At 27.6% G+C, this 23,655-nt stretch carries 24 protein-coding genes and 1 pseudogene; 8 read left to right on the forward strand and 17 right to left on the reverse strand.

From position 1 onward, the window contains the following. Positions 1 to 65 precede the first annotated feature (65 nt). The 4 genes from EG856_RS02315 (at position 66) to EG856_RS03635 (ending at position 5,770) form a co-directional block, all read left to right on the forward strand. A complete protein-coding gene (locus EG856_RS02315) occupies positions 66 to 299 on the forward strand; it encodes a DUF2188 domain-containing protein (RefSeq protein ID WP_130429517.1) in 234 nt (77 codons plus the stop codon). A 45-nt stretch (positions 300 to 344) separates the two neighbouring features. Continuing rightward, entirely contained in the window at positions 345 to 2,324 is a 1,980-nt protein-coding gene (gene uvrB / locus EG856_RS02320; protein WP_130429518.1) for an excinuclease ABC subunit UvrB, read from the forward strand. Between the two features lie 9 nt (positions 2,325 to 2,333). Then, entirely contained in the window at positions 2,334 to 5,159 is a 2,826-nt protein-coding gene (gene uvrA, locus EG856_RS02325) for an excinuclease ABC subunit UvrA (RefSeq protein WP_130429519.1), read from the forward strand. 356 nt (positions 5,160 to 5,515) lie between these two features. Further along, positions 5,516 to 5,770 carry a restriction endonuclease subunit S domain-containing protein gene (locus EG856_RS03635; RefSeq protein ID WP_232954211.1) on the forward strand — a complete coding sequence of 85 codons (255 nt, stop codon included), beginning with the start codon at positions 5,516 to 5,518 and terminating at the stop codon, positions 5,768 to 5,770. 65 nt (positions 5,771 to 5,835) lie between these two features. On the opposite strand, the gene EG856_RS02335 is transcribed toward EG856_RS03635, so the two are convergent. Next, entirely contained in the window at positions 5,836 to 6,423 is a 588-nt protein-coding gene (locus EG856_RS02335; RefSeq protein ID WP_130429521.1) for a restriction endonuclease subunit S, read from the reverse strand. A gap of 73 nt (positions 6,424 to 6,496) precedes the next feature. Between EG856_RS02335 and EG856_RS02340 the strand changes: the two genes are divergently transcribed. From EG856_RS02340 to EG856_RS02350, 3 genes are all read left to right on the forward strand, one after another. Further along, positions 6,497 to 6,928, forward strand: coding sequence for a hypothetical protein (locus tag EG856_RS02340; RefSeq protein ID WP_130429522.1), 432 nt, complete (start codon positions 6,497 to 6,499; stop codon positions 6,926 to 6,928). An 87-nt stretch (positions 6,929 to 7,015) separates the two neighbouring features. Next, entirely contained in the window at positions 7,016 to 7,342 is a 327-nt protein-coding gene (locus EG856_RS02345; protein WP_130429523.1) for a hypothetical protein, read from the forward strand. A 353-nt stretch (positions 7,343 to 7,695) separates the two neighbouring features. After that, positions 7,696 to 7,980: a hypothetical protein gene (locus EG856_RS02350; RefSeq protein ID WP_130429524.1), complete on the forward strand. Its 285-nt coding sequence runs from the start codon at positions 7,696 to 7,698 to the stop codon at positions 7,978 to 7,980. Positions 7,981 to 8,354: 374 nt separating this feature from the next. Here EG856_RS02350 and EG856_RS03640 read toward each other — a convergent pair whose 3' ends face one another. From EG856_RS03640 to EG856_RS02360, 3 genes are all read right to left on the reverse strand, one after another. Then, on the reverse strand, positions 8,355 to 8,525 hold the full coding sequence (locus EG856_RS03640) for a hypothetical protein (RefSeq protein WP_165381424.1): 171 nt from the start codon (positions 8,523 to 8,525) through the stop codon (positions 8,355 to 8,357). 36 nt (positions 8,526 to 8,561) lie between these two features. After that, positions 8,562 to 9,842, reverse strand: coding sequence for a hypothetical protein (locus EG856_RS02355; RefSeq protein ID WP_130429525.1), 1,281 nt, complete (start codon positions 9,840 to 9,842; stop codon positions 8,562 to 8,564). Between the two features lie 367 nt (positions 9,843 to 10,209). Continuing rightward, positions 10,210 to 12,120: a serine-rich family protein gene (locus EG856_RS02360; RefSeq protein ID WP_130429526.1), complete on the reverse strand. Its 1,911-nt coding sequence runs from the start codon at positions 12,118 to 12,120 to the stop codon at positions 10,210 to 10,212. Positions 12,121 to 12,601: 481 nt separating this feature from the next. On the opposite strand from EG856_RS02360, the pseudogene EG856_RS02365 reads away from it, so the two are divergent. Beyond that, positions 12,602 to 12,835 (forward strand): annotated as a pseudogene (locus tag EG856_RS02365) (IS3 family transposase); the annotation flags it as partial. A gap of 47 nt (positions 12,836 to 12,882) precedes the next feature. Here the strand turns inward: EG856_RS02365 and EG856_RS02370 are convergent. The 13 genes from EG856_RS02370 to efp form a co-directional block, all read right to left on the reverse strand. Beyond that, on the reverse strand, positions 12,883 to 13,275 hold the full coding sequence (locus EG856_RS02370; protein WP_130429527.1) for a hypothetical protein: 393 nt from the start codon (positions 13,273 to 13,275) through the stop codon (positions 12,883 to 12,885). A 375-nt stretch (positions 13,276 to 13,650) separates the two neighbouring features. Further along, complete coding sequence (locus EG856_RS02375; protein ID WP_130429528.1) at positions 13,651 to 14,373, reverse strand: hypothetical protein; 723 nt, start codon at positions 14,371 to 14,373, stop codon at positions 13,651 to 13,653. Positions 14,374 to 14,507: 134 nt separating this feature from the next. Next, positions 14,508 to 15,038 (reverse strand): hypothetical protein, encoded by a 531-nt coding sequence (locus EG856_RS02380; protein WP_130429529.1) that lies wholly within the window; start codon positions 15,036 to 15,038, stop codon positions 14,508 to 14,510. A 270-nt stretch (positions 15,039 to 15,308) separates the two neighbouring features. After that, the gene (gene hpt, locus EG856_RS02385) at positions 15,309 to 15,845 is read right to left on the reverse strand and encodes a hypoxanthine phosphoribosyltransferase (protein WP_130429530.1); all 537 of its coding nucleotides are present in this window, start codon (positions 15,843 to 15,845) and stop codon (positions 15,309 to 15,311) included. Positions 15,846 to 15,848: 3 nt separating this feature from the next. Then, the gene (locus tag EG856_RS02390; RefSeq protein WP_130429531.1) at positions 15,849 to 16,520 is read right to left on the reverse strand and encodes a deoxynucleoside kinase; all 672 of its coding nucleotides are present in this window, start codon (positions 16,518 to 16,520) and stop codon (positions 15,849 to 15,851) included. After that, on the reverse strand, positions 16,520 to 17,191 hold the full coding sequence (locus EG856_RS02395; RefSeq protein WP_130429532.1) for a deoxynucleoside kinase: 672 nt from the start codon (positions 17,189 to 17,191) through the stop codon (positions 16,520 to 16,522). Before EG856_RS02395 ends, EG856_RS02390 begins: the two co-directional genes overlap by 1 nt. Positions 17,192 to 17,235: 44 nt before the next feature. Next, entirely contained in the window at positions 17,236 to 17,724 is a 489-nt protein-coding gene (gene greA / locus EG856_RS02400) for a transcription elongation factor GreA (RefSeq protein WP_130429533.1), read from the reverse strand. 53 nt (positions 17,725 to 17,777) lie between these two features. Next, complete coding sequence (locus EG856_RS02405) at positions 17,778 to 18,485, reverse strand: BC85_0335 family putative methyltransferase (protein WP_130429534.1); 708 nt, start codon at positions 18,483 to 18,485, stop codon at positions 17,778 to 17,780. Next, entirely contained in the window at positions 18,485 to 18,913 is a 429-nt protein-coding gene (gene ruvX, locus EG856_RS02410) for a Holliday junction resolvase RuvX (RefSeq protein WP_130429535.1), read from the reverse strand. Before ruvX ends, EG856_RS02405 begins: the two co-directional genes overlap by 1 nt. After that, on the reverse strand, positions 18,906 to 21,527 hold the full coding sequence (gene alaS, locus EG856_RS02415; RefSeq protein WP_130429536.1) for an alanine--tRNA ligase: 2,622 nt from the start codon (positions 21,525 to 21,527) through the stop codon (positions 18,906 to 18,908). The genes ruvX and alaS overlap by 8 nt, the downstream gene beginning before the upstream one ends. A gap of 8 nt (positions 21,528 to 21,535) precedes the next feature. After that, the gene (gene mnmA, locus EG856_RS02420; RefSeq protein ID WP_268810689.1) at positions 21,536 to 22,678 is read right to left on the reverse strand and encodes a tRNA 2-thiouridine(34) synthase MnmA; all 1,143 of its coding nucleotides are present in this window, start codon (positions 22,676 to 22,678) and stop codon (positions 21,536 to 21,538) included. Between the two features lie 30 nt (positions 22,679 to 22,708). Beyond that, on the reverse strand, positions 22,709 to 23,011 hold the full coding sequence (locus EG856_RS02425) for an MMB_0454 family protein (protein WP_130429538.1): 303 nt from the start codon (positions 23,009 to 23,011) through the stop codon (positions 22,709 to 22,711). After that, a complete protein-coding gene (efp, locus tag EG856_RS02430) occupies positions 23,011 to 23,574 on the reverse strand; it encodes an elongation factor P (RefSeq protein WP_130429539.1) in 564 nt (187 codons plus the stop codon). The genes EG856_RS02425 and efp overlap by 1 nt, the downstream gene beginning before the upstream one ends. Positions 23,575 to 23,655: the final 81 nt, after the last annotated feature.

Consider the following 23,655-nt stretch of genomic DNA (forward strand, 5'->3'; position numbering starts at 1 on the left):
TTTTAATAATTTTTAGTTAAATTTTAAAACAATTTTTATACAATATATATAAACGAAAGGAAATTATGGCCGAAGAAACAAAAAAAGACAAACTCGCAACCGTATATCATGTTACACCGTATAATGGTAAATGACAAGTAAAAGGTGTTGGAAACACTAGACCTACAAAATTATTTGACACTCAAAAAGAAGCTATTGCCTACTCAAATGAACTAACAAAAAAACGTAATGGTTCAGTTATAATCCACCGCAAAACCGGACAAGTAAGAGACAGTATTAGCAACAAGAAAAAGAAATAAAAATATAGTGTCTGCTATATTTTTATTTTAATATTAAGGAGAACAATGTCTAAATATAATTTGGTTTCAAAATATCAACCAGCCGGTGACCAACCTCAAGCAATCGCGCAATTAGTGCAAAATATTAATTTAGGTAAAAAATTTCAAGTTTTAAAAGGTGTAACCGGAAGTGGTAAAACTTTTACCATAGCCAATGTGATAGCTAATTTTGATCGACCCGTTTTAGTATTATCTCATAATAAAACCTTAGCTTCGCAATTATATAGCGAATTAAAATCATTTTTTCCACACAATAATGTTGAGTATTTTGTCTCCTATTTTGATTATTATCGGCCCGAAGCTTATATTCCTTCAACTGATTCATATATTGAAAAAAATTCACAAACTAATCGTGAAATAGAAGCAATGCGAATGTCAACATTTAACTCATTATTGACTGAAAATAATACAATTGTAGTTGCTTCAGTTTCGGCTATATATGGTGCTTTAAATCCTAATGAATATAGTGAGCAAATTTTTTACATTCAAATTGGTGATATTTATAAACGAAGCGATTTTTTCAAAAAACTTATTCAAAAAAATTATAAACGCAACGAAATTGATCAAGATTTAGGAACTTTCAGCGCCAAAGGAGACACTGTTTTTATTCGGCCAGCCCACAGCGAAGAATTTATGATTAGAGTAGATTTTTGAGATGACACTATTGAAAAAATTGTAACAGTTAATCCACTAACTAAATCAATTATTCAAACTCATAAACAATTTCGGATTTTTCCTGGTGATGCGTATACAGTTGGTAATGAATTAATTAAAAAAGTTGTTGAGCAAATAAATGAAGAATTACAAAAACAAATTCATTTTTTTTCACTCAATAATAAATTATTAGAAGCCCAAAGAATCGATGAACGAACAACTAAAGATATTGATTCACTGCGTGAATTTGGTGTGTGTTCCGGTATTGAAAACTACTCACGTTTTTTTGATCGCCGTGAGCCTGGTGAAAGACCTTACACTTTATTAGATTATTTCGCTAATAAAAATCCTTTATTAATTATTGATGAAAGTCATATGATGATTCCACAATTGCGTGGAATGTATCATGGCGATCGTGCCCGTAAGTTAAATTTAGTTGAATATGGTTTTAGATTGCCTTCGGCTTTAGATAATCGACCTTTGCGCTTTGATGAATTTGAAGCTGCGTTTGATTTTCAAACAATTTTTATTTCAGCTACACCCGAAGAATATGAATTAAATAAAACCAACGGAGATTTAACACGATTATTTGTGCGTCCTACCGGTCTTTTAGACCCAATTATTGAAGTTAAAAGTTCTAAAAACCAAGTTGAAGATATTTATGATGAATTGCAAAAACAAAAACAAAAAAACGAACGCACATTGATTTTAACCACTACTAAACGTCTAGCAGAAGAATTAACTCGTTATTTTTTAGAAAAAAACGAAAAAATTGCTTTTATTCATTCTGAACATAATACTTTTGAGCGCAATCGCATTCTATTAAAGTTGCGTAAAGGTATTTATGATACTGTTATTGGGATTAATTTATTGCGTGAAGGAATTGACTTGCCGGAGGTTAGTTTAATTATGGTTTTAGACGCTGATAAAGAAGGTTTTTTGCGTGACACTAAATCTTTAATTCAAATTGCCGGTCGAGCTGCCCGTAATGCTAATGGTCGAGTGATATTTTATGCTGATAGCATTTCACGAAGTATGAAAGCAACTATTGAAGATAATCAGCAAAAACGAAATTTACAAATAGCATATAACTTAAAACATAATATTACACCTCAAACGATTATCAAAGAAATACCAAATGCTCTTTTAGATGATGCTAAAGACGATGAAATTAGCTTTTATTTAACTAAAAATAAAATTAATAAAAAAGCTAAAACACAATTGCTGGAAGAATTAAAAGCTAAAATGAATGAAGCGGCAAAAAATTTAGATTATGAAAAAGCAATTGAAATTCGTGATCTTATTATTGAATTGGAATCAAAAAACAATTAAGGAGTTAAAATGTCAACAAAAGAATTTATTAGCATTAAAGGTGCTAGAGAAAATAACTTAAAAAATGTTAATTTGATTTTACCTAAAAACAAATTAATTGTTTTTACTGGTTTATCAGGTTCGGGCAAATCTTCATTAGCTTTTAATACAATTTACGAAGAAGGTCGGCGTCGTTATGTTGATAGTTTAAGCAATTATGCTCGTCAATTTTTAGGTGGTAGTAATAAGCCTGATGTTGATGCTATTGATGGTTTAAGTCCTTCAATTGCCATTGAACAAAAAACAACTCATAACAATCCACGCTCAACCGTAGGCACTGTAACTGAAATTTATGATTATTTACGTTTATTGTTTGCTCGTATTGGTGTTACATATTGTCCTCAACATAAAATTGCTATAAAGTCGCAAACTAATAAAGATATAATTGAATCGATAACTTCGCTAAATTCAACAGGCAAAATAATGATATTATCACCAATTGTTGATAACGAAAAAGGAACCCATTTAAATTTAATTGATAAATTACGCAAAGAAGGTTTTATTCGTTTAAAAGTTGATGGTCAATTAAAAAATTTAGATTATGATGAAATTAATTTAGATAAAAACACTAAACACACAATTGATATTGTTGTTGATCGTTTAGATGTTCATGGTGATTCATCACGTTTAGCCGAAGCGATTTCAGTTGCCGCTGAATATAGCAAAGGTTTAGTTAAAGTTGAAGCACAAAATGGTGAAATTAAAACATTTTCTAAATTACACTCATGTATGTATAAAGATTTTGAAATGCCTAAAATTGAACCACGTTTATTTTCATTTAATTCACCAGCCGGTGCATGTGAACAATGTAAAGGTTTAGGAGTAGATTTGCGAGCTAGTTTTGAAGCGTTAGTACCTGAACCGTGAAGAAGTATTAACAACGGGGCTATTAAAATTTTTGAAAACACAGTTAATAGTCAAAATTTAGAATGACAAGAGTTTGAGGTTTTATTAAATCATTATAATATCGATAAATCAATTCCTATTGAGGATTTATCAGTAGATGAAATCAAAAAAATTAAATACGGTTCGGATGAGGAAATTGAATTTGTTTTAATTTCTTCTTCAGGTAATCGAATTCGTCGCAGTAAACGGATTGAAGGAATTTTAGATATAGTTGAGCGCAAATATATGGAAACTAGTTCACAAGCAATTAGAGACTACACCAAAAAATATATGGGTTCATATCCATGTTCGAAATGTAATTATTCACGTTTGAATAAATATGCTCTTGCTGTTAAAATAAATGATAAAAATATTGATGATTTTGCTCGTTTATCGATTGAACAAGCACTTAATACTATTCAAAATATTGATTTAAACGAGAATGAAACACACATTTCATCTTTGATTATTACTGAATTAATTAACCGTTTAAGTTTTTTACAAAATGTTGGTTTAAACTATTTAAATTTAAACCGTAGTGCTGAAACTTTATCTGGTGGCGAAAGCCAGCGTATTAAATTGGCTACGCAAGTTGGTTCTAATTTAACAGGAGTATTATATGTATTGGACGAGCCTTCAATTGGTTTGCACCAAAGAGACAATGATCGTTTAATTGCCACGCTAAAAAATATGGTTGCAATAGGTAATACTTTAATCGTTGTTGAGCATGATGAAGACACAATCCGAGCCGCTGAACATATTGTAGATATAGGTCCATTGGCTGGTGAACAAGGTGGCAATATTGTAGCTCAGGGAACAATGCAAGAAATTATGCGTGAAAAAAATTCTTTAACTGGACAATATTTAAGTGGTGAATTAAAAATTGAAGTACCTAAATATCGCCGTTCAGGAAATGGTCAAGTAGTAACAGTTAAAGGAGCCAAGGAAAATAATTTAAAAAATATTGATGTTAAATTTCCTTTAGGTAAATTTATTGCTGTAACCGGTATTAGCGGCAGTGGCAAAAGTACACTAGTTAATGAAATTTTTGTTAAAGGAATTCAACGAGTTGTTAATAAAACTACTGATAAAATAGGCAAATTTTCTTCAATTCACAACATTAATGCTATTGATAAAGTTATTCCAATTTCACAAAGCCCTATAGGAAGAACTCCTCGCTCAACTCCAGCTACTCATATTTCAGTTTTTGATGATATTAGAGATTTATTTGCTTCTACCACAGAAGCTCAAGCTCGTGCATTTAGTAAATCTAATTTTAGTTTCAATGTACCAGGTGGTCGCTGCGAAAAATGTAGTGGTGATGGTGTAATTAAAATCGAGATGCATTTTTTGCCTGATGTTTATATAGTTTGTGATCAATGTGATGGTCATCGTTATACAAAAGAAACTTTAGAAGTAAAATATAAAAATAAAAATATTTCAGATGTTTTAAATATGAGTGTTGATCAAGCATATGAATTTTTTGCTTCAAGACCTAAAATTAAGCAAAAATTAGAAGTAATTAAATCAATTGGTTTAGGTTATATTAAATTAGGACAACCTTCAACCACATTAAGCGGCGGTGAAGCTCAACGAGTAAAATTAGCTACTTATTTACACAAAAAAGCAACCGGTAAAACTGTATATGTTTTAGATGAACCTACAACTGGTTTACACCCGCATGATGTCAATAAATTATTGAGTGTTTTAAATAAAATAGTTGATAATGGAGATACAGTTGTGGTAATTGAGCATAATCTAGATGTGATAAAATGTGCTGACTATGTTATAGATTTAGGACCTGAAGGTGGAATAAATGGTGGCAAAATTGTCGCAAGCGGTACTCCTGAACAAGTGGCGAATATAGCCGGAAGTTATACAGGTCAATATTTAAAAAAATACTTAATATAAATAATTTTAAACATTAGTGCAATGCTAATGTTTTTGCGTTAATTAAATAATTTATTTGGTTTTATGTGTTTATTATCTAGTTAATTGAATTTCAAAATTTTACAAACGCTTGAGAACTAAAAAAGATAGCTGATATTATTGATTATTTACAGCCAGATAAATATATTGTAAAAGATAATGAAATTTTTGAATATGGAAGAATACCTATTTTGACTGCTAATAAAACACCTATTTTAGGTTGAGCGAATTCATTGAATTCTTTTAAAACGGAGTGTATATTGTTTGATGATTTTACGCTATTGAATAAATATATTGATTTTCCATTTGTTCTTAAATCTTGTGCTATAAAAATTTTAGTGAATAAAAATATTGTAAATAATCTTTATATTTTTAAAGAGATGTTAAATAAAAAACTTACTAAACCCATCTCACATAAAAGACATTATATTCAAGAAACACAATTTATTAAAATTGCATTACCTAGTAGTAACGAACAACATCAAATTTATAAAATTATTCGTGCAATTGACCAAATCCTATCACTTCTTCAGCGTGAGTTGATTTTTTTAAAAAAAACTGAAGACACTTATTTGATACGAATTAAGCAATAAAAAAACTCAAAATATTTTAATTTGAGTCTAGTTTTTCTATATTTATTTCAATATTTTTGTTTATTTTAAACAAACATCTTTTCAAGCAGCGTATTTTTGATGTTTTCAAGCATTTTTAACTTACGCTGAAGAAGTGATACAATTTTATAAAAATAATTGAGTAGAGTTGAAATTTTGTTTTGTTCTTTAATATTTGTGGTTTTATGTGGCAAATCTAATATCGTTTTTTTAGTTAAATTTGACTGAACACCATTAAGAGATTCTTTATTTCATTCATTATTAATGTATTTTTTATAAAAAAGAAAGTAATAAAAATCTAAATCATAAGTTTTTTTGAATTTTAAAGCTATAACAGCCTGGCTTATTGCTAAATTATGCTTATTTATAGCAATTTTACCTATTGAAGCGTACATTCCTACAATTAAATGTTGTTGTTCTATTAATTTTGCTGATGTGTTTTTAACTGCTTTTAGCGATATTGTTTTCTTGATTTTAGTTAAATACTTACCATCATTTTCTGTAATATCTGAAATATTCAAAAAAGGAATATTTCCATTATAGTACTCGGGATTTTGTGTATATGGTGTTCCGCCTGTTAAACCATATTCAACAACATTGCTAATATTTATTAGTTCTCAAGCGTTTGTGAATAACCAAAGAAAATAATTTTAAAATTTATCTCTAATATCTTTATAATAATATAAACGTCATATTCAAGGAGAAAAAATGCAAAATACCTTTAATCACAAAAAATTAGCGCTAAAAGGACTAATTTTATCAATTGTAGAATTTATAACTGCTTTTTTAATTTCTATTACTGTGCTAATTACAATGTATTATTTAACCAAATTAAAATCAAGATCTTCAATTGATTTTTTTATCGAACGATTTGGTGGTTTAGATGACAATATTGTTCGATTTAGTTCTGCTCCAAAAACATCATTTATTGTTTCTTTAACATTTGCTATATTGTTTTTTTTAACACACATTGCTTTAAAAATTTGAAAAATAATAATTGATATATCTTTACATAAAAAGTTAGAAAATCAAACAGACAAACTTTTTGTTGTTTTAGGAATTTTTTTTCCAATTATATCGCTTATCACATATAGCATAATTGTCCACGAAATGTACAAAAACTATAGAATTGAGATGTAATTCAAAATTTCAGACAAGACAATCTTTTTTATACAAAAGCATTGTTTTTTTTGTAAGATAAATATGCAATTAAAATTTAAGGAGAAAATGAAGTATATGATACAGAATAAAAATTTAACTGTTACATTATTAGTGTTGCAAATTTTTGCCACTATTATGTTTGGTTTTTTGTATATTTTTTTGGCACAATTATTGATTTTATATCCGATTTTATCAATTTTTTTAATCTTGTCTATATTTAGTCTTTGGGTAGCAATATTTGTTATACAAACTATTTTGATAATAAATACAAAAAATATTTTTGAACGAGTTTTATTAGTTGTAGGTATTTTTATTATCCCAATTGCTATTGTTGCGTGTTCTATAATAATTGATAAAATAAACAAACAAACGCAAGAAAATATTCAAAATTAACATTAAAGTTGTTAATGCTCAATTGAAGGTTCAAGTGCACCACCATAAAAATGTTATTGTGTTGGACTTGAATTTTTTTAATATAAAAAAATGTCTTTATGTGCCCAAGCACTCAAATGTATTATGTAGTTAAAAAATACAGACACATTTCAAAATAAACATTGACAAAAACATCAATATTTTCAATTTTTGTTGTTCACCTTATAAATACATTTTTTAATAATTAAATTTTAATTAAACAAAATGAAGCTTTTTTTGTGTTTTTTATACAAATTAGCTCCTTTTTCACAAAAATCTTTCTTTTTTTTTTTTTTTTGTAAAATGAAATTAGATAACTTAAATTAAGGAGAAAAATGAAAACAACAAAAAACACAGGTTTATCAATCGCATGATTGGTTTTATCAATTTTAATGGGTATACTTATTGCGTTAAATGTCGTGATACCATTTCTATTCATATTGACTACAATATTTTTAGTAGGAATGGGTATCGCATTATTTGTAATACAAATTATTTTAGCTGTTCGAGTAAATAGCACAGCTGAACGTATTTTATTAATTGTAGGTTTTTTTATTGGAATTACCGCTTTTATTGCATGTTGTATGACTATTCACAGAGAAAGACACGCTAACGTCTAAAAGTAATTTTTTTTAAAGTTTAAATTCGGTGGAATTTATTAATATTTATATAAAATAGCAAAGTTTTACAAAACATTGCTATTTTTTCTTGAAATGTTAAACAAAATTAACATGTTTCAGTTTGATAGTAATATCTTAACAAATTACTTAATATTTATGGTTTAAATTAGAGATAATTTTAGTTTAAAGCCCCCAATGTCTGGGGGTTGGGGGGGTTAGAAACCCCTATGATAGGGGTTTGGGGTTAGATTAGAAACTTTTTCATTTGATTTTATTTTTTGTTTTTTGACAAAAAAACAAAAAATACAAATCTATTTTTAATAGATTTAGATAAATATTTTGAACTTAACCTAAATATTATGTGTATTTTGAATTTAAAATTCTATCGTTTGGCGAATATTCAAACGAATATCTTCCAATTCTTTTAATATTGATTTCAATATTTTTTTGTCTTGCTCATCCCAATCTGGCTTATTTTTGAATAAATTTTCTATTTTTGCATCCAACATTTGATTGAATGTGTAACCTGCGGCTACTGTTTTCATCAATGTTTTAACTTGATAAACTTCTAATGGAAGTTTTTATTTATTGAAAATTTTTCGTATAGTTCCATATCATTTGGTTGCATTTTTTTGCTTCATATCTCGAGTTTTTAATTCTAAAATAAAGTTTGTTATCACTTCAATTACAAATTTGGCATCAAATTTAGATTCAACACGAATTCTTTTGTCATTTTGATAAGGTGCGTAATGAATTCCATTGTAAAAAATAGTTCCGTTATTGATTTTTCTTGCTATTTCTAAATCAAAAAAATGTTCTAATCTTTCTTTATTTAACTCTCTAAAATGATTGACTTTGGGTTCAATTACTGATTTTCGTATTTGATTTAAGTATTTTAATATCGATTCTTCAGCATCGTTTGCTTGTTGTATTGTGTTAATTTTATTGTCTAAAAACCACAAAGGTAAGCGCATTTGAATAAAATTTTGTGCATTTTCTATGTGTGGTTTACCGTTAGAATTAGATGTAGTAATCAATTCAATACCCAGATTTTTTATTGCTTTAAATGTTACTGCGTTTGAATCTTCATTATTATAGAAATTCTTTCTTTTATCAGTAATTATTGTTGAAGGAATACCGTATCTATTCAACATTTTTTCTAAATTACTTTGGTGACCATTCAGTGTTTCAACATTTTTTTCAAAATGAATTGATAAAAGTTTGCCGGTTGCGACATCAATAGAACTTATTGCTGTTCAAAGTTCATTTTTAACAAAATAATGAGTACAACCATCAATTTCAACAACATCACCAAAGGAATATTTTAATCTTGTTCTTTTGCGCTCAACTTCTTTTTTCTTCGGTATTTTTAATTCTAAATCTAATGAATATTTAATACCAAAACCTTTCTTTTTCAATTTTATTCTTGCCTTACGTGCCTCTTTTCTGCCCGCTTTATACGCAAAAGCGCTACAAAAACCATTTTGTTTTAATCTTTTTACCATTTGGGAGTATGATATATATGTCTTGAGTTTTTCATGGTACGAAATTAAAGACATATACGAATTACATGAACTATTAGCATTGTTGCCACTAGCTAATAGTTTTTTATTTTCGTATTCTTGTCCTAAATTTAAAACCATTTCGTCGTTATATCTTTGAGCATTTTTATTGTTTGTGTTTTTGTGTTCAATGTTTTCAATATAACCATTTCCACGTTTTAACTCGTTTTTGTACAGTCTGACTGTAGAAACAGATTTATTTATTCTATTTGCTAATTGTTTATATGTTTCGTGCTTAAAAGTAATGATGGTATCTAAACATCATTTTTTTTGGATTACATAGTTAGTTAATTTGTCCATCTCTTTTACCTACTTTTTAATTTTAAGGGAAAACAGATGTTAATTTTGTTTGAGTTTTCACGACATAATCAAATAATAGATGAAGTTATTATTAAAATCTTGTAGTTAACAAAAATGATTTAATTTTGAATATATCGAACAACCTAAAAAATCAAAAATCCTCATTTTCAAAGTAATTTTACACATAACAAAAACTTTATTTTAGAAGTGTCTAAACACAAAAATTATCTAATTTAAACATTCAATTTAAATACGTTTATTAAAACGTAACGCATAAATTACAAATAAACCCGAATTGAATCATTTCGGGTTTATTTTTTTAACTTTTATTTGCAGCTTATTGTCTATAAATCTAATTTAATAAAGATTAATTACTATTTGATTGGTAGGGTCCATAATTTTCTCTATCATATTCGGTTCTAAGTCCACTAATAAAGTATTTTTGAGCCTTACGTGGTTTACCTAAATTACTTTCAACCACTTCTCAATCACGTGCTTTAATCATAAATTTAAAATGATTTATAATATTATCAATATTACCAACCACATTCTTATTTATTTGATCCATAATAGTTTTTATATCTGTTATATCAGTACCATTATTTATGGTTTGTAGTCAACTTTGTTCAACACCACCAATAACAGGTAATGGGTCCCAAACATCGTGTCTGTCATTATTATCCTGTGACTTTCTAAATTTAGGCGAATCATATTCACTTCTTGCAAATAATTGTCAATGAGTTGTGAACGCTAAAGCTGTCGTTTTTTCAATAGGATTCGGATAATTTTTTAATAAAACATTTTTTAATTTTTCTCCAAGTTTGTTTAATTGTTCATCTGTACCGTATAGTTTAACATATTTAAACAATTCTGATACTTCTTTTTGAGTTAAAATGTGATTTTTGTCTCCGTTTCAACCGGATAATAAAATCTGATTATAGGCATATTTATTTCTATCAACACCAATAGGTATATAACGACTTTTATTTGGTATACTAAAATTGATTTGTTCTATAACTGTATCTAGATCAAGTTCTTGTTTTACTTTTTCCTTAGTTTTTATATCAGAAAGTATAGAGTTTATTTCATCAATTGTAGTTGTTTGATCTAATTTTAGATTAGCATTTTTTACTAAATAATCATCGACTCAAATTAAATTAGACAACTCATTTTTTGCGTTTTCAATTGCTTTTTGAATAGTGTTTGCTTGAGTTGAGTCTTGACCACTGCTATTTTGCTGGTTTACATCTGTCATATCAGTATTAGATTGAGTTGAGCCAGTTGATGATGAGCCTTGATTGTTAGTATTTTGTGAGCTAGCATTAGTCATATCAGTATTAGGTTGAGTTGAGTCTTGACCACTGCTATTTTGTTGGTTTACATCTGTCGTATCAGTATTAGATTGAGTTGAGCCAGATGATGAGCCTTGATTGTTAGTATTTTGTGAGCTAGCATTTGACATATCAGTATTAGATTGAGTTGAGCCTTGACCACTGCTATTTTGTTGGTTTACATCTGTCGTATCAGTATTAGTTTGAGTTGAGCCAGTTGATGATGAGTCTTGATTGTTAGTATTTTGTGAGCTAGCATTTGACATATCAGTATTAGATTGAGTTGAGCCAGTTGATGATGAGCCTTGATTGTTAGTATTTTGTGAGCTAGCATTAGTCATATCAGTATTAGGTTGAGTTGAGTCTTGACCACTGCTATTTTGTTGGTTTACATCTGTCTTGTCAGTATTAGATTGAGTTGAGCCAGATGATGAGCCTTGATTGTTAGTATTTTGTGAGCTAGCATTTGACATATCAGTATTAGATTGAGTTGAGCCTTGACCACTGCTATTTTGTTGGTTTACATCTGTCGTATCAGTATTAGTTTGAGTTGAGCCAGTTGATGATGAGTCTTGATTGTTAGTATTTTGTGAGCTAGCATTAGTCATATCAGTATTAGTTTGAGTTGAGCCTTGACCACTGCTATTTTGTTGGTTTACATCTGTCGTATCAGTATTAGTTTGAGTTGAGCCAGTTGATGATGAGTCTTGATTGTTAGTATTTTGTGAGCTAGCATTAGTCATATCAGTATTAGTTTGAGTTGAGCCTTGACCACTGCTATTTTGTTGGTTTACATCTGTCATGTCAGTATGATTAAGTTTATTTTTATTTACACACGAGGTTGAAATAATTGGTGTAGCTAATACTAAAGATGAAGATACCGCTAGTAGTGACACTAAAGTTTTTTTTGAAATAGATGTTGAATTTATTTTTTTTCTTTTTTTCATTTTTCTCCCTATTTTTGTTGAGTTTATAAATTAATTTTAAAAAAAAAAAAAAAAAAAGCAAAGTATTTTATGAAATTAAACAAGAATACTTTGAAGAGATAAACAAAATTAACTTATTTTGTTAAGCAAAAACGATAAATATTACTTAATATATAGTTTAATATTTCTAGTTTTAAGAGCCAAGAACCAACATAATAGAGATTATAGAGCAAGTTAGATACATAGTTGTTGTTTTTACATTTATTGCTTAACAATTTATGCGAGTTTCCAAGTTGAAAATTAAAAAATTCCGTAAATGCCTTATTTTATGGTACTTTCGGAATTTTTTATAATTCAATTACATTGTAATTTTTAATTTATTGTTTAGTAACTTGATATAACATTGTTTCATTTTGGTTGTAAGTGTTTTCAATGATGTATTTGTCATTAATTTGTGCTTCTTTATTACAATGTTAATTTTTGTTGTCCACCTTTAAAATTTAGTGGGACAGTTTCAATGTCTAGAATTGGAAATTCATTAGATAATAGAGAAATTGAATATTGATTTGGGGTTATTAAAACCGAACTATTAAATGATTTAGATTACTCAAAAATTACCTTTGATGAGTTAAACGAGAAAATCAAAGAATATATTTTTTGATATAACAATGTAAGAATACAATCAAATTTAGGATGAAAAACGCCACAACAAGTTGCTATGGCGTTCGCTAATTAAAGATGTTAATATTTTTTGTTCACGTTTAAATTATTAATTTAATCAAGTTAATTCGTTGTTTTTATCTTATTATCATTTTTCATAAATTTATAGTATGCAGTTTTAATTTCATCATCAGAAAAATCAAAGTCAATTTTAACTTTATCAATAAAATTTTTCATCATAAATATAAATTGAATTTCATCTGATTCAAAATGTTCATCGGTATACAAAACTGAATTCAAAATACAATTAAACACTATATTCATTATTAACAGTTTTCTTGGTAATATTTTAGGTCTCGTTTTCAATTTTTCTAATAACTCTTCTGGTGTTCAAGTTATTTTCTTTGAATTATTTTTTATATTCATTTTAAGAAAATCTATATTAAATTTTTCAGTATTAAAATTAATTATTTCTTCATATGTAAAATATAATAATCTTTTATTTTTTAATTTCACTCAATACTTGATATTAAAAATAAATAAAGGAATAATTATTGAAAACCCCACAAAAGTAAATATGTTTACCAAATCTAAGAAAGAATCAAATTTTTCCAGATATTTGAAAATTTGAGCTTTCCAAATTAAATTGGGATTAATACTGAACTTTTGTATTGTATATGTTGAACTTATTATTATTAATAAAAGCATCCAGGCAAATGTAATTGTTGAAAATGATAGGTAAAATATCATTCTATTTTTTCATGATTTTAAGTAAATATGTTTTCGCATTGTATAAAGAATCATTCAATTAAACAACATAACTATAGCTGGTATGGCAATATATGCTATAAACATTAGTATATATAAAATAATATGCGTTTTAAACATTTTCTATCCTAAATTATCTCTTTTAATGTTATTCGGTAATGTTCTTATATATCAACCTTTACTTTTATCTTTAATTTTGATTAAATTTCATAATCTTAATTTGGTGTTATCAAAATTCAAAAAATATTCTAATGGTTTTATTTCGCCCGTTTGCATATTTTTAAAAATTAAGTTTTTCCCTCCAAAACCTTGTTCAGTGTATTTACCGTATTGTTCAGTTTCATTAATTACTGCTCAATTAAATTGTTCTTTCATTGTGGATAATTTACCTAGGATATGTTGATAATGATTATTTATTTTATGCAACATTTTATTAACATCTCAAATTTTTAGAATATTTTTATATATTTCATTTAGAGTTTCTTCTTCTAAGAATGCCCTAATAGTTTCACTGTTTGATAAAATATCTATTGTTTCCGTTATTTTTGTTTTGGAAAATAAAGGTAATTTCTTTTTTAAAAAATTTATAACTTTAGAAGACATAATTATATTTAATGTTAAATCTTTTGCATCTTCTAAAAATTCTGTTCAAGTCGTATCATTCTCCATATTGTTAAAAGAATAAACAACATCTTTAATAAATCTAATTCCAGTTAAAGCAGCACCAAATCCGATAGCAACAGTTGTGGAAGTAATTGAAAAAGAAATCAATTCCTTTGGAAAAAATAATGCTCCCAATCAACTAAATGCTGCAACCGTAGAAGAACCAATTAGACCTATTTTCAATAATCTTTCAGCTGTTACGAAAACAGCTGCAATTTCAGCTTTTTTTAAATTATTATTTTTATATTCATTAACTTCTTTTTGTAATTCAAAAATATTTTTTGTTATTCATTTAGAAGATTCTTCTGAGGTTATGTTTATTGACCAACTTTTTTTTCATCTGTAATAAATTTTTCTTCAACTTTTGCTTTTTTTAAATTTCTTCTTTGTATATTTTCTTTTATTTTTAATTTATAAATTTCTGAATTCATTTTCTTAAAATAATCTTTTTGAATTTTTATTGTTATTTTATTTAATGCTTCTTCTTCGTTGAAATCTATTTTATGTTCTTTTGCTATATTTTTAAAATAACTGAAAATTATTCTCTTTCTTTGATTTTCAGGTATTTTTTCAAATTTTTTTTCAAATTTTTCGTTTTTAGAAAGTATTGTTATAACCTCTTCTAAGTCTTTTTTTTGATTTTGAACAATTTTTTTAACCTGTTTAATTTCTTTTAGCGAGTTTTGTATATTTATTTTTCTATTTTCACCCAATTCATAAAAAATAGTATGTAAATTTTGATCTATTTTCTTATCTTGGACTAAATATGTTTGGTTATAACTACTAAGCGAAGTTACAGGTGTGATAATATTTCCTAAATTTGAAAATATTGTATAAAATTTACTCATTCCACCCCTTAAAATCATTTAGTTTTACAAAATAATTATATTAAATAAAGATGTTTTTCTCAAAAACTAATATCGGCGTTATATTCCTCTTGGAATGTTAAACAAAATTAACATACTATAGTTTAGTAGAGTTTTTTACGAAATTATTTAATATTTATAGTTTAAATTAGGGAATTTTAGTAGATATTTTTATACCTGTAAATAAAGAAGTATCTACGATAGAGTTTTAGTTAAATTTAAAGAAATTTTTATTGTTTTTTTCATTCAATTTTATTTTTTACTTGGATCAAAAATTCCAATAAAAGGTATGCCACGAAATTTTTCCTTATAATCTAAACCATATCCAACTAAAAATGCATCGGGAACACTAAAAGCAGCCTTATCAGGTTTAAGATCTACTTTGCGATTATCAGGTTTATCTAGCAAGGTAATTATGCGATAAGATTTAGGGTTTCTATTTTTTAACATTGTGCTGATTTTATGTAAAGTAATACCTGAATCAATAATATCTTCGACCACTAAAACATCTCGACCTTCAATATCAGTTTCAATATCCATAATAATTTTAACATTACCTGTTGATGAAGTGCCACCGTCGTAACTTGAAGCAATCATAAATGCCATTTCGTTTTCAACACTAATGTCTTTAATTAATTGAGCCATAAAAGGAACTGCTCCTTTTAATAAACCAACTAACAATAAATTAGTTGAATTAGCATAAGTTTGATTAACTCATTTTGCCATTTGCTTAATCTTATCCTCAATTTCTTCACGAGTATAAAGTATTTTTATAAATCTTTTATCCATATTTTACCCCACAGTATCTTTATTTTTTTTAAATTTAAAATTATCAATAATTTCAATTGCTTCACCTAGAATTTGGTATTGATTTTTATCATTGGCGTTTATTACAACATAATCAACACGAAATGAGTGCATTAAATGCACAAATAAATCTTTATATAAAGCATGTAATTCTTTAAAATATTGCTCATTAATTTTATAATTATCAATTTCACTTTTGCGCCCACGTTGCATTATACGGTGTTTAAATGTTTCAAAATCTATATCAATAAAAATCGCTAAATCAGGATTTTCATTTTTATCAATAAGTTGTTGAAACATCGCATCAAAAGCAATCAAATATTTTTTTGGTTTATGTTTTAAATTTAAAACAGCAAAAATGTAATGCTCAAGATTAAATCTGTCTAAAAAAATATGATTTTTATTTCAATCTAATTGACTTTTTTTAAATTTTTCAATAGTTTGAGAAAAATTAACTGATAAAGATTCAATAATATAAGATTGAAAACCAATATTAATATTTGGTTTTTGTTGATAAAATCAGTTTAAAAAAGTGTTGAAAACTTCATCATCTTGTGCAAATTCTTCCAGCAATATTGAACCGGTATAATGTTGAGTTAGTGCTTTGGCGAGTGTGCTTTTACCACAAGCAATCATTCCACTAATACCAATAACCATTATTGATAAAACCGTTTCATTTTATTAAATTCAAAATTATCAATAATTTTGATTGCTTGCTTAAAAACTTCATCTTCACTCATATTATTAGTATCAAGAATTATATAATTCATTGCGTATTTGTTTGCCTGTTCAATGAAAATTTGTTTATAAACACAATGTAACTGTTTAAAATATTGCTCATTAATAGCATAATTTTTTATTTCAACTTCACGACCCCGATCAAATAAGCGTTTTTTAAAAGTTTCAAAACTAACATCCAAATAAATTGCTAAATCAGGGGTTTCATCTTCGGTAATTAAATTTGAAAATAAAGCGTCATATGCTTTCATATACTTTGAACTTTTATTAGCTAAATTAACACTCGCAAAGATATAATGTTCAATACTGAAACGATCTAAAAAAATATGATCGTTATTATGTTTTTTTCCTAACTCGTTAAATTTAATAAATAAATCTGCCAATTTTGAAGTATGGTTTTCAACCACAAATGATTGAAAGCCAATCGTTAAATTTGGTGTTTTTTTGTATAATCATTCAAGAAACTGATTAAAAACTTCATCATTCTCTTCAAATTCTTGTAACATCATTGAACTAGGATAATATTGCATTAATTTTTTACTTAATACACTTTTACCACTCCCAATCATTCCACTAATTCCTATTAACATTGTTAAACCTTTCCCAAAAAATAAGAAAAATAAGTAATCTTAAATTACTTATATTCGACATTTATGATTTTGATGTTATATTTTATTGTCGCATCAACTTCAACTATTTGACCAATTTTGCCATCTGCTAGAGCTAGCGCTAATGCCGATTCGTTAGAAATTTTGCCATTAAGCGGATCGCTATCATGAATACCCATAATTGTCACTTCGCGCAATTCTTTAGTATCTTCTTTTTCGTAAGTTACAGTTGCACCTATACCAATTTTTGTCGCACCTTTAATTTCGGAATTTGTAATCACCTCAGCTCGTTCAATAATAGCTTCTAATTCACGAATTCTACCTTCAACAATACCTTGTAATTCTCTGGCAGCATCATATTCAGCATTTTCGGAAAGATCACCTTGAGCTCGAGCTTCTTTAAGTGCTTGTTGCACTTCCAATCTTTTAGTATTAACTAGTTCAAAATATTCATTTTTATATTTATCTAAAGTTTCTTGTGCTAGAAAAATTTTTTCTTCTTTTTTGTTTGACATTTATATTCTCCTAATTTTGCTTATTTTTTATTTTATCATTTTAAGTGTATTTGCTAATTATTTTGTCGTTTAACAATGTAAATAAATTGTGATTTAATCGAGGAAACTTCGTAGGTGATACCAGATAATTTTAAAGTAGAAACTAGATTTTTAAGATCACTATTTTTTTGTTTATCTTGCCGAATAATTAACATCGCATTATCTTGCAACATTGAATAAAATTGTTCAAATAAATCTAGATTAGATTGGCTTAAATTCGACGCAAATATTAAATTAAATTTATGTTGTTTGAATTCATTGTAAGTTTTAATATTAATTTTTTTACTAAAATATTGAGGAAAATTAAGCACGGCATTATTTCATAAATTTATGTCTAAATTTTGCTTAATAATCGATACGTTTGCGTTAGTTTTAATTAATATCGTTGCCAATTCAAATTCTAAATATGCCGAAACGAATAAAACTTCTTGAGAATTATTTAAAAAAACGGTATTTATTAAATTTTCAACATCGTAATCATCGCTTTTACTAGCGAAAAATTTTTTTAAATCGTAGGGTAAAGTACCTAAATCTTCGCCTCGCAATTGTTGTAGTTTTTGTTGGTTTTTTTTATCCTCTTCACTTTGGTATTTTTGTTTAATTTTACGCACTTTTATACGCGACCAAAAATGAGCGCCAACGCCAATAAAAGCGACAACAAATATCGAGGCAAATAATGTTCAACGCAATCAATCTGGAATATTAATTTTGGCCGATAACATTAGATTTTATGCCCACCATATTCTAAATAATCTTGCAAAATAATAACAGCGGCAAGTGTATCTTTAAAATTTTTGCGTTTTTTAGAGCTTAATTTGGCACTTTTAAGTGTGTTTTGAGCTTTGATTGTACTGCCATATTCATTAACTAAAAAAGTATCAAGATTAAATTTATTTTTTAATTTTGTCGCAAAATTCTCACACATAATTGTGCGCTCACTTTTATCGCCATTACTACGCAAAGGATAACCAACAACAAAACCATTGATATCACTATAAATATTTAAGTATTGGGCAACTTTATTAAAAACAAAATCAAAATCTTCAAGTTCAAAATAAATTGTTTCTAAAGCATTAGGAGCAATTTCAAGTGAATCAGTAATAGCAAAACCACACGTTTTAGTTCCTAAATCAAAGGCTAATTTACGCATTAATAACCTCAATAATATTATCAACTAATTGGGCTGAATTATCAACTTTACCCATTGCCAAAATCGCCGAACCACCTCCTCGGCCATTAGTTTTAGCTGCAATTAAATTAAACAGTTTATTTGAATCAACTAATTTTGTCGCAACAGCCAATAAAATTTGATTTTTATTTGGTGAACCTAAAATAATATAAGTATCATGATATTTTTCACGCAGTGTCGAGGCAATTACTTTTATTTGGGCAGCATCAACATCTAAATTCAAATAGATTTTTTTATCAGCTACATTTAGAATGTTAATTTTTTCAAAATCAAATTCAATATTTGATTTTAGTTTGTTAATTTTTCTAAAATCTTCGCGTGCATGCTCAATATGTGCGTGAATTTGTTCTAGATTTTGTTCCAAATTATCACTTAAATTTAGGTTTTGAGCTTGATAATTTACATCTAAAAGTTTAATTTTAGAAATAATATTATTCAATTCTTCATTAGCTAAACTAATTTGCTCATGTAATCATTCATTGACTAATTTATTTGATGTAACTACACGAAAACGATACACACCTGCTTGTTTTTTATCGACGTTGGTAATTTTAAAATTTTCCATAAGTGCACTATTGGCAAGGTGAGTACCACCACATAAATCACTAGTGATATCTGCTCATTTAACTACACGTACAGCTTTTGGGTCCATATATTGATCTTCTTCAATCGTCATGACAGCGTGTAGTGTTTTAGCTTGCTCGATTGTAGAAATAATATATTCGCGCTTAATATCACGCTTAATAATATCACGCATTTTGTTTTCAATTTCTTTAACTTGTTGTGGGGTTGGTTTCGAATCGCCTGGAAAGTCAAAAGTAAATCTTTGCTCAGTAATATCTGAACCCAATTGTTTAATTTGAGATCCAAGTACATTACGCATAATTGAAAACATCAAGTGTGTAGCAGAATGATTGCGAGCACAGTTCAATCTTACATATTCATCAACAAAACATTGAAGTGGATCTTGGTTGTTAATTTTACCTTCAACATAATGAATGTGGTTGCCAAATTTATCTTTAAATACGTCAATAATTTTTATTTTATTATTGTTTTGCAACATATAGCCTTCATCGTGTTTTTGACCACCAGATGTAGCATAAAATGGAGTCTTATCTAAGATAACATATGAATGTTTTTCACTATTTTTTATTCTTTTTTCACTGTCAAATAATTCGACAACATTAGCACTAGAGTGTGTATGTGTATAGCCAATAAATTGCGAAATTTTATCCTCAATTAAAGCTAAAGAATTAATTGCTTTTTGCATTCCGTTTTGTTTATTACCTCTACTTGCTTCAGTGTGTTTTTGTCTTGCTAATTCAAAAGTTTTCATATCAACTGTGATGCCTTGTTTTTGAAGGATTTCAACAGTTAATTCAATTGGAAAACCATATGTTTCTAATAGGTTAAATGCAACATTACCGTCAAAAACTTTTTTGTCTTTTTCAATATAAGATTCCAGTAGTAATTTACCATTTTCAATGGTGCTAGCGAATAATTCTTCTTCTTCTTTAATTGCTTGTGCTACTGGTTTTATATCATATTCAAATGGAAGTGAATCGTGAACAGTTTTTACTAATTTGTGTAAAAATAAATCTTTAATTCCTAATTGCATTCCTTTATATATTGAACGTCTAATCAAACGACGAATTATATAACCTCGCCCAACATTAGATACACTTTCGCCATCTGCTAGTGCATTAACTACTGTTCTTATATGATCGGCAATAATTTTAAAATTGGTGTTTATTTCTCTTTGGTTTATTTCTTTAGTAAAATAATTATTTATATCGTAAGTTAAAGGAGTATATTTTTCAATTTCGTGGATAATATCTAAAAATAAATCAGTGTCATAATTTGTTGGAGCATCTTGTAAAATTGAAACAATTCTTTCAAAACCAGCACCAGTATCAATATTTTTTTGTGCTAATTCAGTATATTTATTGTCACCTTCATTGTTGAATTGACTAAAAACAATGTTTCAAATTTCAATATAGCGATCATTTTCAATATCATTTTGCAACAATTCAATCCCACGAGTATCATATTTTTCACCACGGTCAAAAAATATTTCAGTACATGGACCACATGGACCAGAACCAACATCTCAAAAATTAGTATCTCTACCACCACTAATTATGTGGTTTGGATCAATACCAATATTTAATCAATTTGCTTTTGTTTCTTCGTCTTCATTATAGTAAGTAAAATATAATTTTTCTAATGGTAATTTAAGTTCATTAATTAAAAATTCATAGGCAAATTCTACTGCTTCTTTTTTGAAATAATCTCCAATACTAAAATTACCCAACATTTCAAAAAATGTGTGGTGCCGTGAAGTAATACCAACGTTTTCAATATCATTGGTACGAATAGCTTTCTGCGAGTTAGTTAAACGATTTTTTGGTGGTATTTTTTTGCCACTAAAATAATCTTTTAAAGTTGCTACTCCAGAATTAATTCATAATAGTGAAGGATCATTAACTGGAATTAAACTTTTGCTTTCTACAATTAAATGATCTTTTGACGCAAAAAAATCTAATCATTTTTGCCTTATTTGTTTTGAATTCATTTTTTCTCCTATACGTATGTTTTTTGAATGTTATTTAAAAAAATTTTTTCAATGGTGGCTCCACCTAAACATTTATCGCCATCATAAAGAACAACTTGTTGGCCCGGTGTTACTGCTAAAGCCTTACTTGGATATTTAACACGAATATTATTATTTGTTAATAATTCAATATTTACAGGAATATCTTGTTGGCGATAGCGAAATTTAGCACTTAAATTTTCAAAATTGAATTCTTCATTATTAAGTGTTAGCCCACTGGCTTCAAGCATATCTGATTCTAAATAACTCATATTAGAAGCAGGGGCCACATAAACTATATTTTGCTTTACATCATGACCACAAACATAGTGTGGCTCATTCATTCCACCTAAATTTAAACCTTTACGCTGCCCTAATGTGTAGTAATAACAACCTTCGTGAGTGCCTAATTCTTTTTTATCAATAATAGAAATAATTTTACCTGGTTGGCTAGGAATATAATTTTGTAAAAATTGAGTAAAATTACGCTCACCGATAAAACATATTCCTGTTGAATCTTTTTTAGAAGCGGTAATTAAATTCAATTCATGAGCTATTTTTCTAATTTCATCTTTTTTATATTTAGCTAAAGGCATTAATACTTTTTGTAATTGTTGGTGTGAAAGTTGAGCAAGAAAATAACTTTGGTCTTTTTCTAAATCTTTGGCCCGGTATAAGTGACCATGTTTGACATCGGCATAATGACCCATCGCAATATAATCGGCTTTTAGGTTGTTAAACGCATGATTGGCAAAGGCTGAAAATTTAATATATTTATTACATAAAATATCGGGATTAGGTGTGCGTCCTTTTTGGTATTCTGAAATAAAATTTTCAAAAACGTTATCTCAATATTCTTTAATAAAATCAACTCTATGTAATTTTATGCCTAATTTATTAGCTACTGCTAATGCGTCTTGATAATCTTGTTCTTGAGGGCATACATCATTTAAAATTTGTTTATTACCTAAAATATCATTATTGACAAATGAGTCTCAATTACGCATAAATAAACCCTCAACATCATAACCTTGACGCAATAATAATGCTGCTGCAACTGAGGAATCAACTCCACCCGACATACCTAAAATTACTTTTTTGTTTATTTTGCTCATTTGCCTCCTTTTATTAATAAAACCAACCACAAGTGTGGCTGGACAAAATTAATAATTACCAGTAAAACACACTCTTACATCATGTGGTTTGATATCGATTAAACTCTCAAAACGAGTTTCAAATTCTTTAGTGAATTGTTCTATAATTTCGCCTAAATTTTTATTTTTTTTAATTTTAACATCAATAATAAAAGATGCATTTGAGTAATCTTTATTGAAAAAAATTTTCGCAATGCCGTCCAATTTTAAAAAACTTGTATCATTGGCACATTGTTGAATTAACTGCTGTAATGTATCTTCAGTGACTGAATACGATTGATTAAACCCACACGAAACAGTAATTAAATTCATTATTTATTTCCTCTACCTGTGTATTTGCCAGTTTCAGTAGAAATAACAATAAATTCGCCTTCTTTAATAAACATTGGAGTGTCTAATTCGTAGCCGGTTTCTACTTTAACTTTTTTTTGTGGATTAGTTGTTGTATTACCTTTGACGGCATCAGGTGCTTCAATAACTTCAAGTGTAACTGAAGAATCTAGTTCAATATCTAAAATTTCTTCTTGAAATTTTCTAATTTTAACACTTGAACCTTCTTTTAAAAAGTTCAATTCTCACTCAACATGACTAAGGGGTATTTCAACTTGTTCGTATGTTTCATTATCCATTAAAATAATGTTAGCTCCGTCATTATACAAATAATTCATTGGTCGTTTTTCAATGTGAGCTTTTTTAATCATAGTACCACCAGTGTATGATTTAACTGTAATCGCCCCAGTTCTTAAATTTTTAACTTTTGCTTTTACATTCGCTTGCCCACGTCCTTGTTTTGAGTGTTGAGCTTCAATTACGACAAAAATTTCGCCTTCATCTTCAAAAGTTATGCCACCTTTAAAAGTATTTACATTAATCATTTTTTCTCCTAAATCTATATATATCAATTTATATTTTAATTTTAATATAAAATCTTAAAACTTCAATTGAATTAAGCATAA

The organism is Mycoplasmopsis phocirhinis (assembly GCF_004216495.1).
Classification (GTDB): Bacteria; Bacillota_I; Bacilli_A; order Mycoplasmatales; family Metamycoplasmataceae; genus Mycoplasmopsis; species Mycoplasmopsis phocirhinis.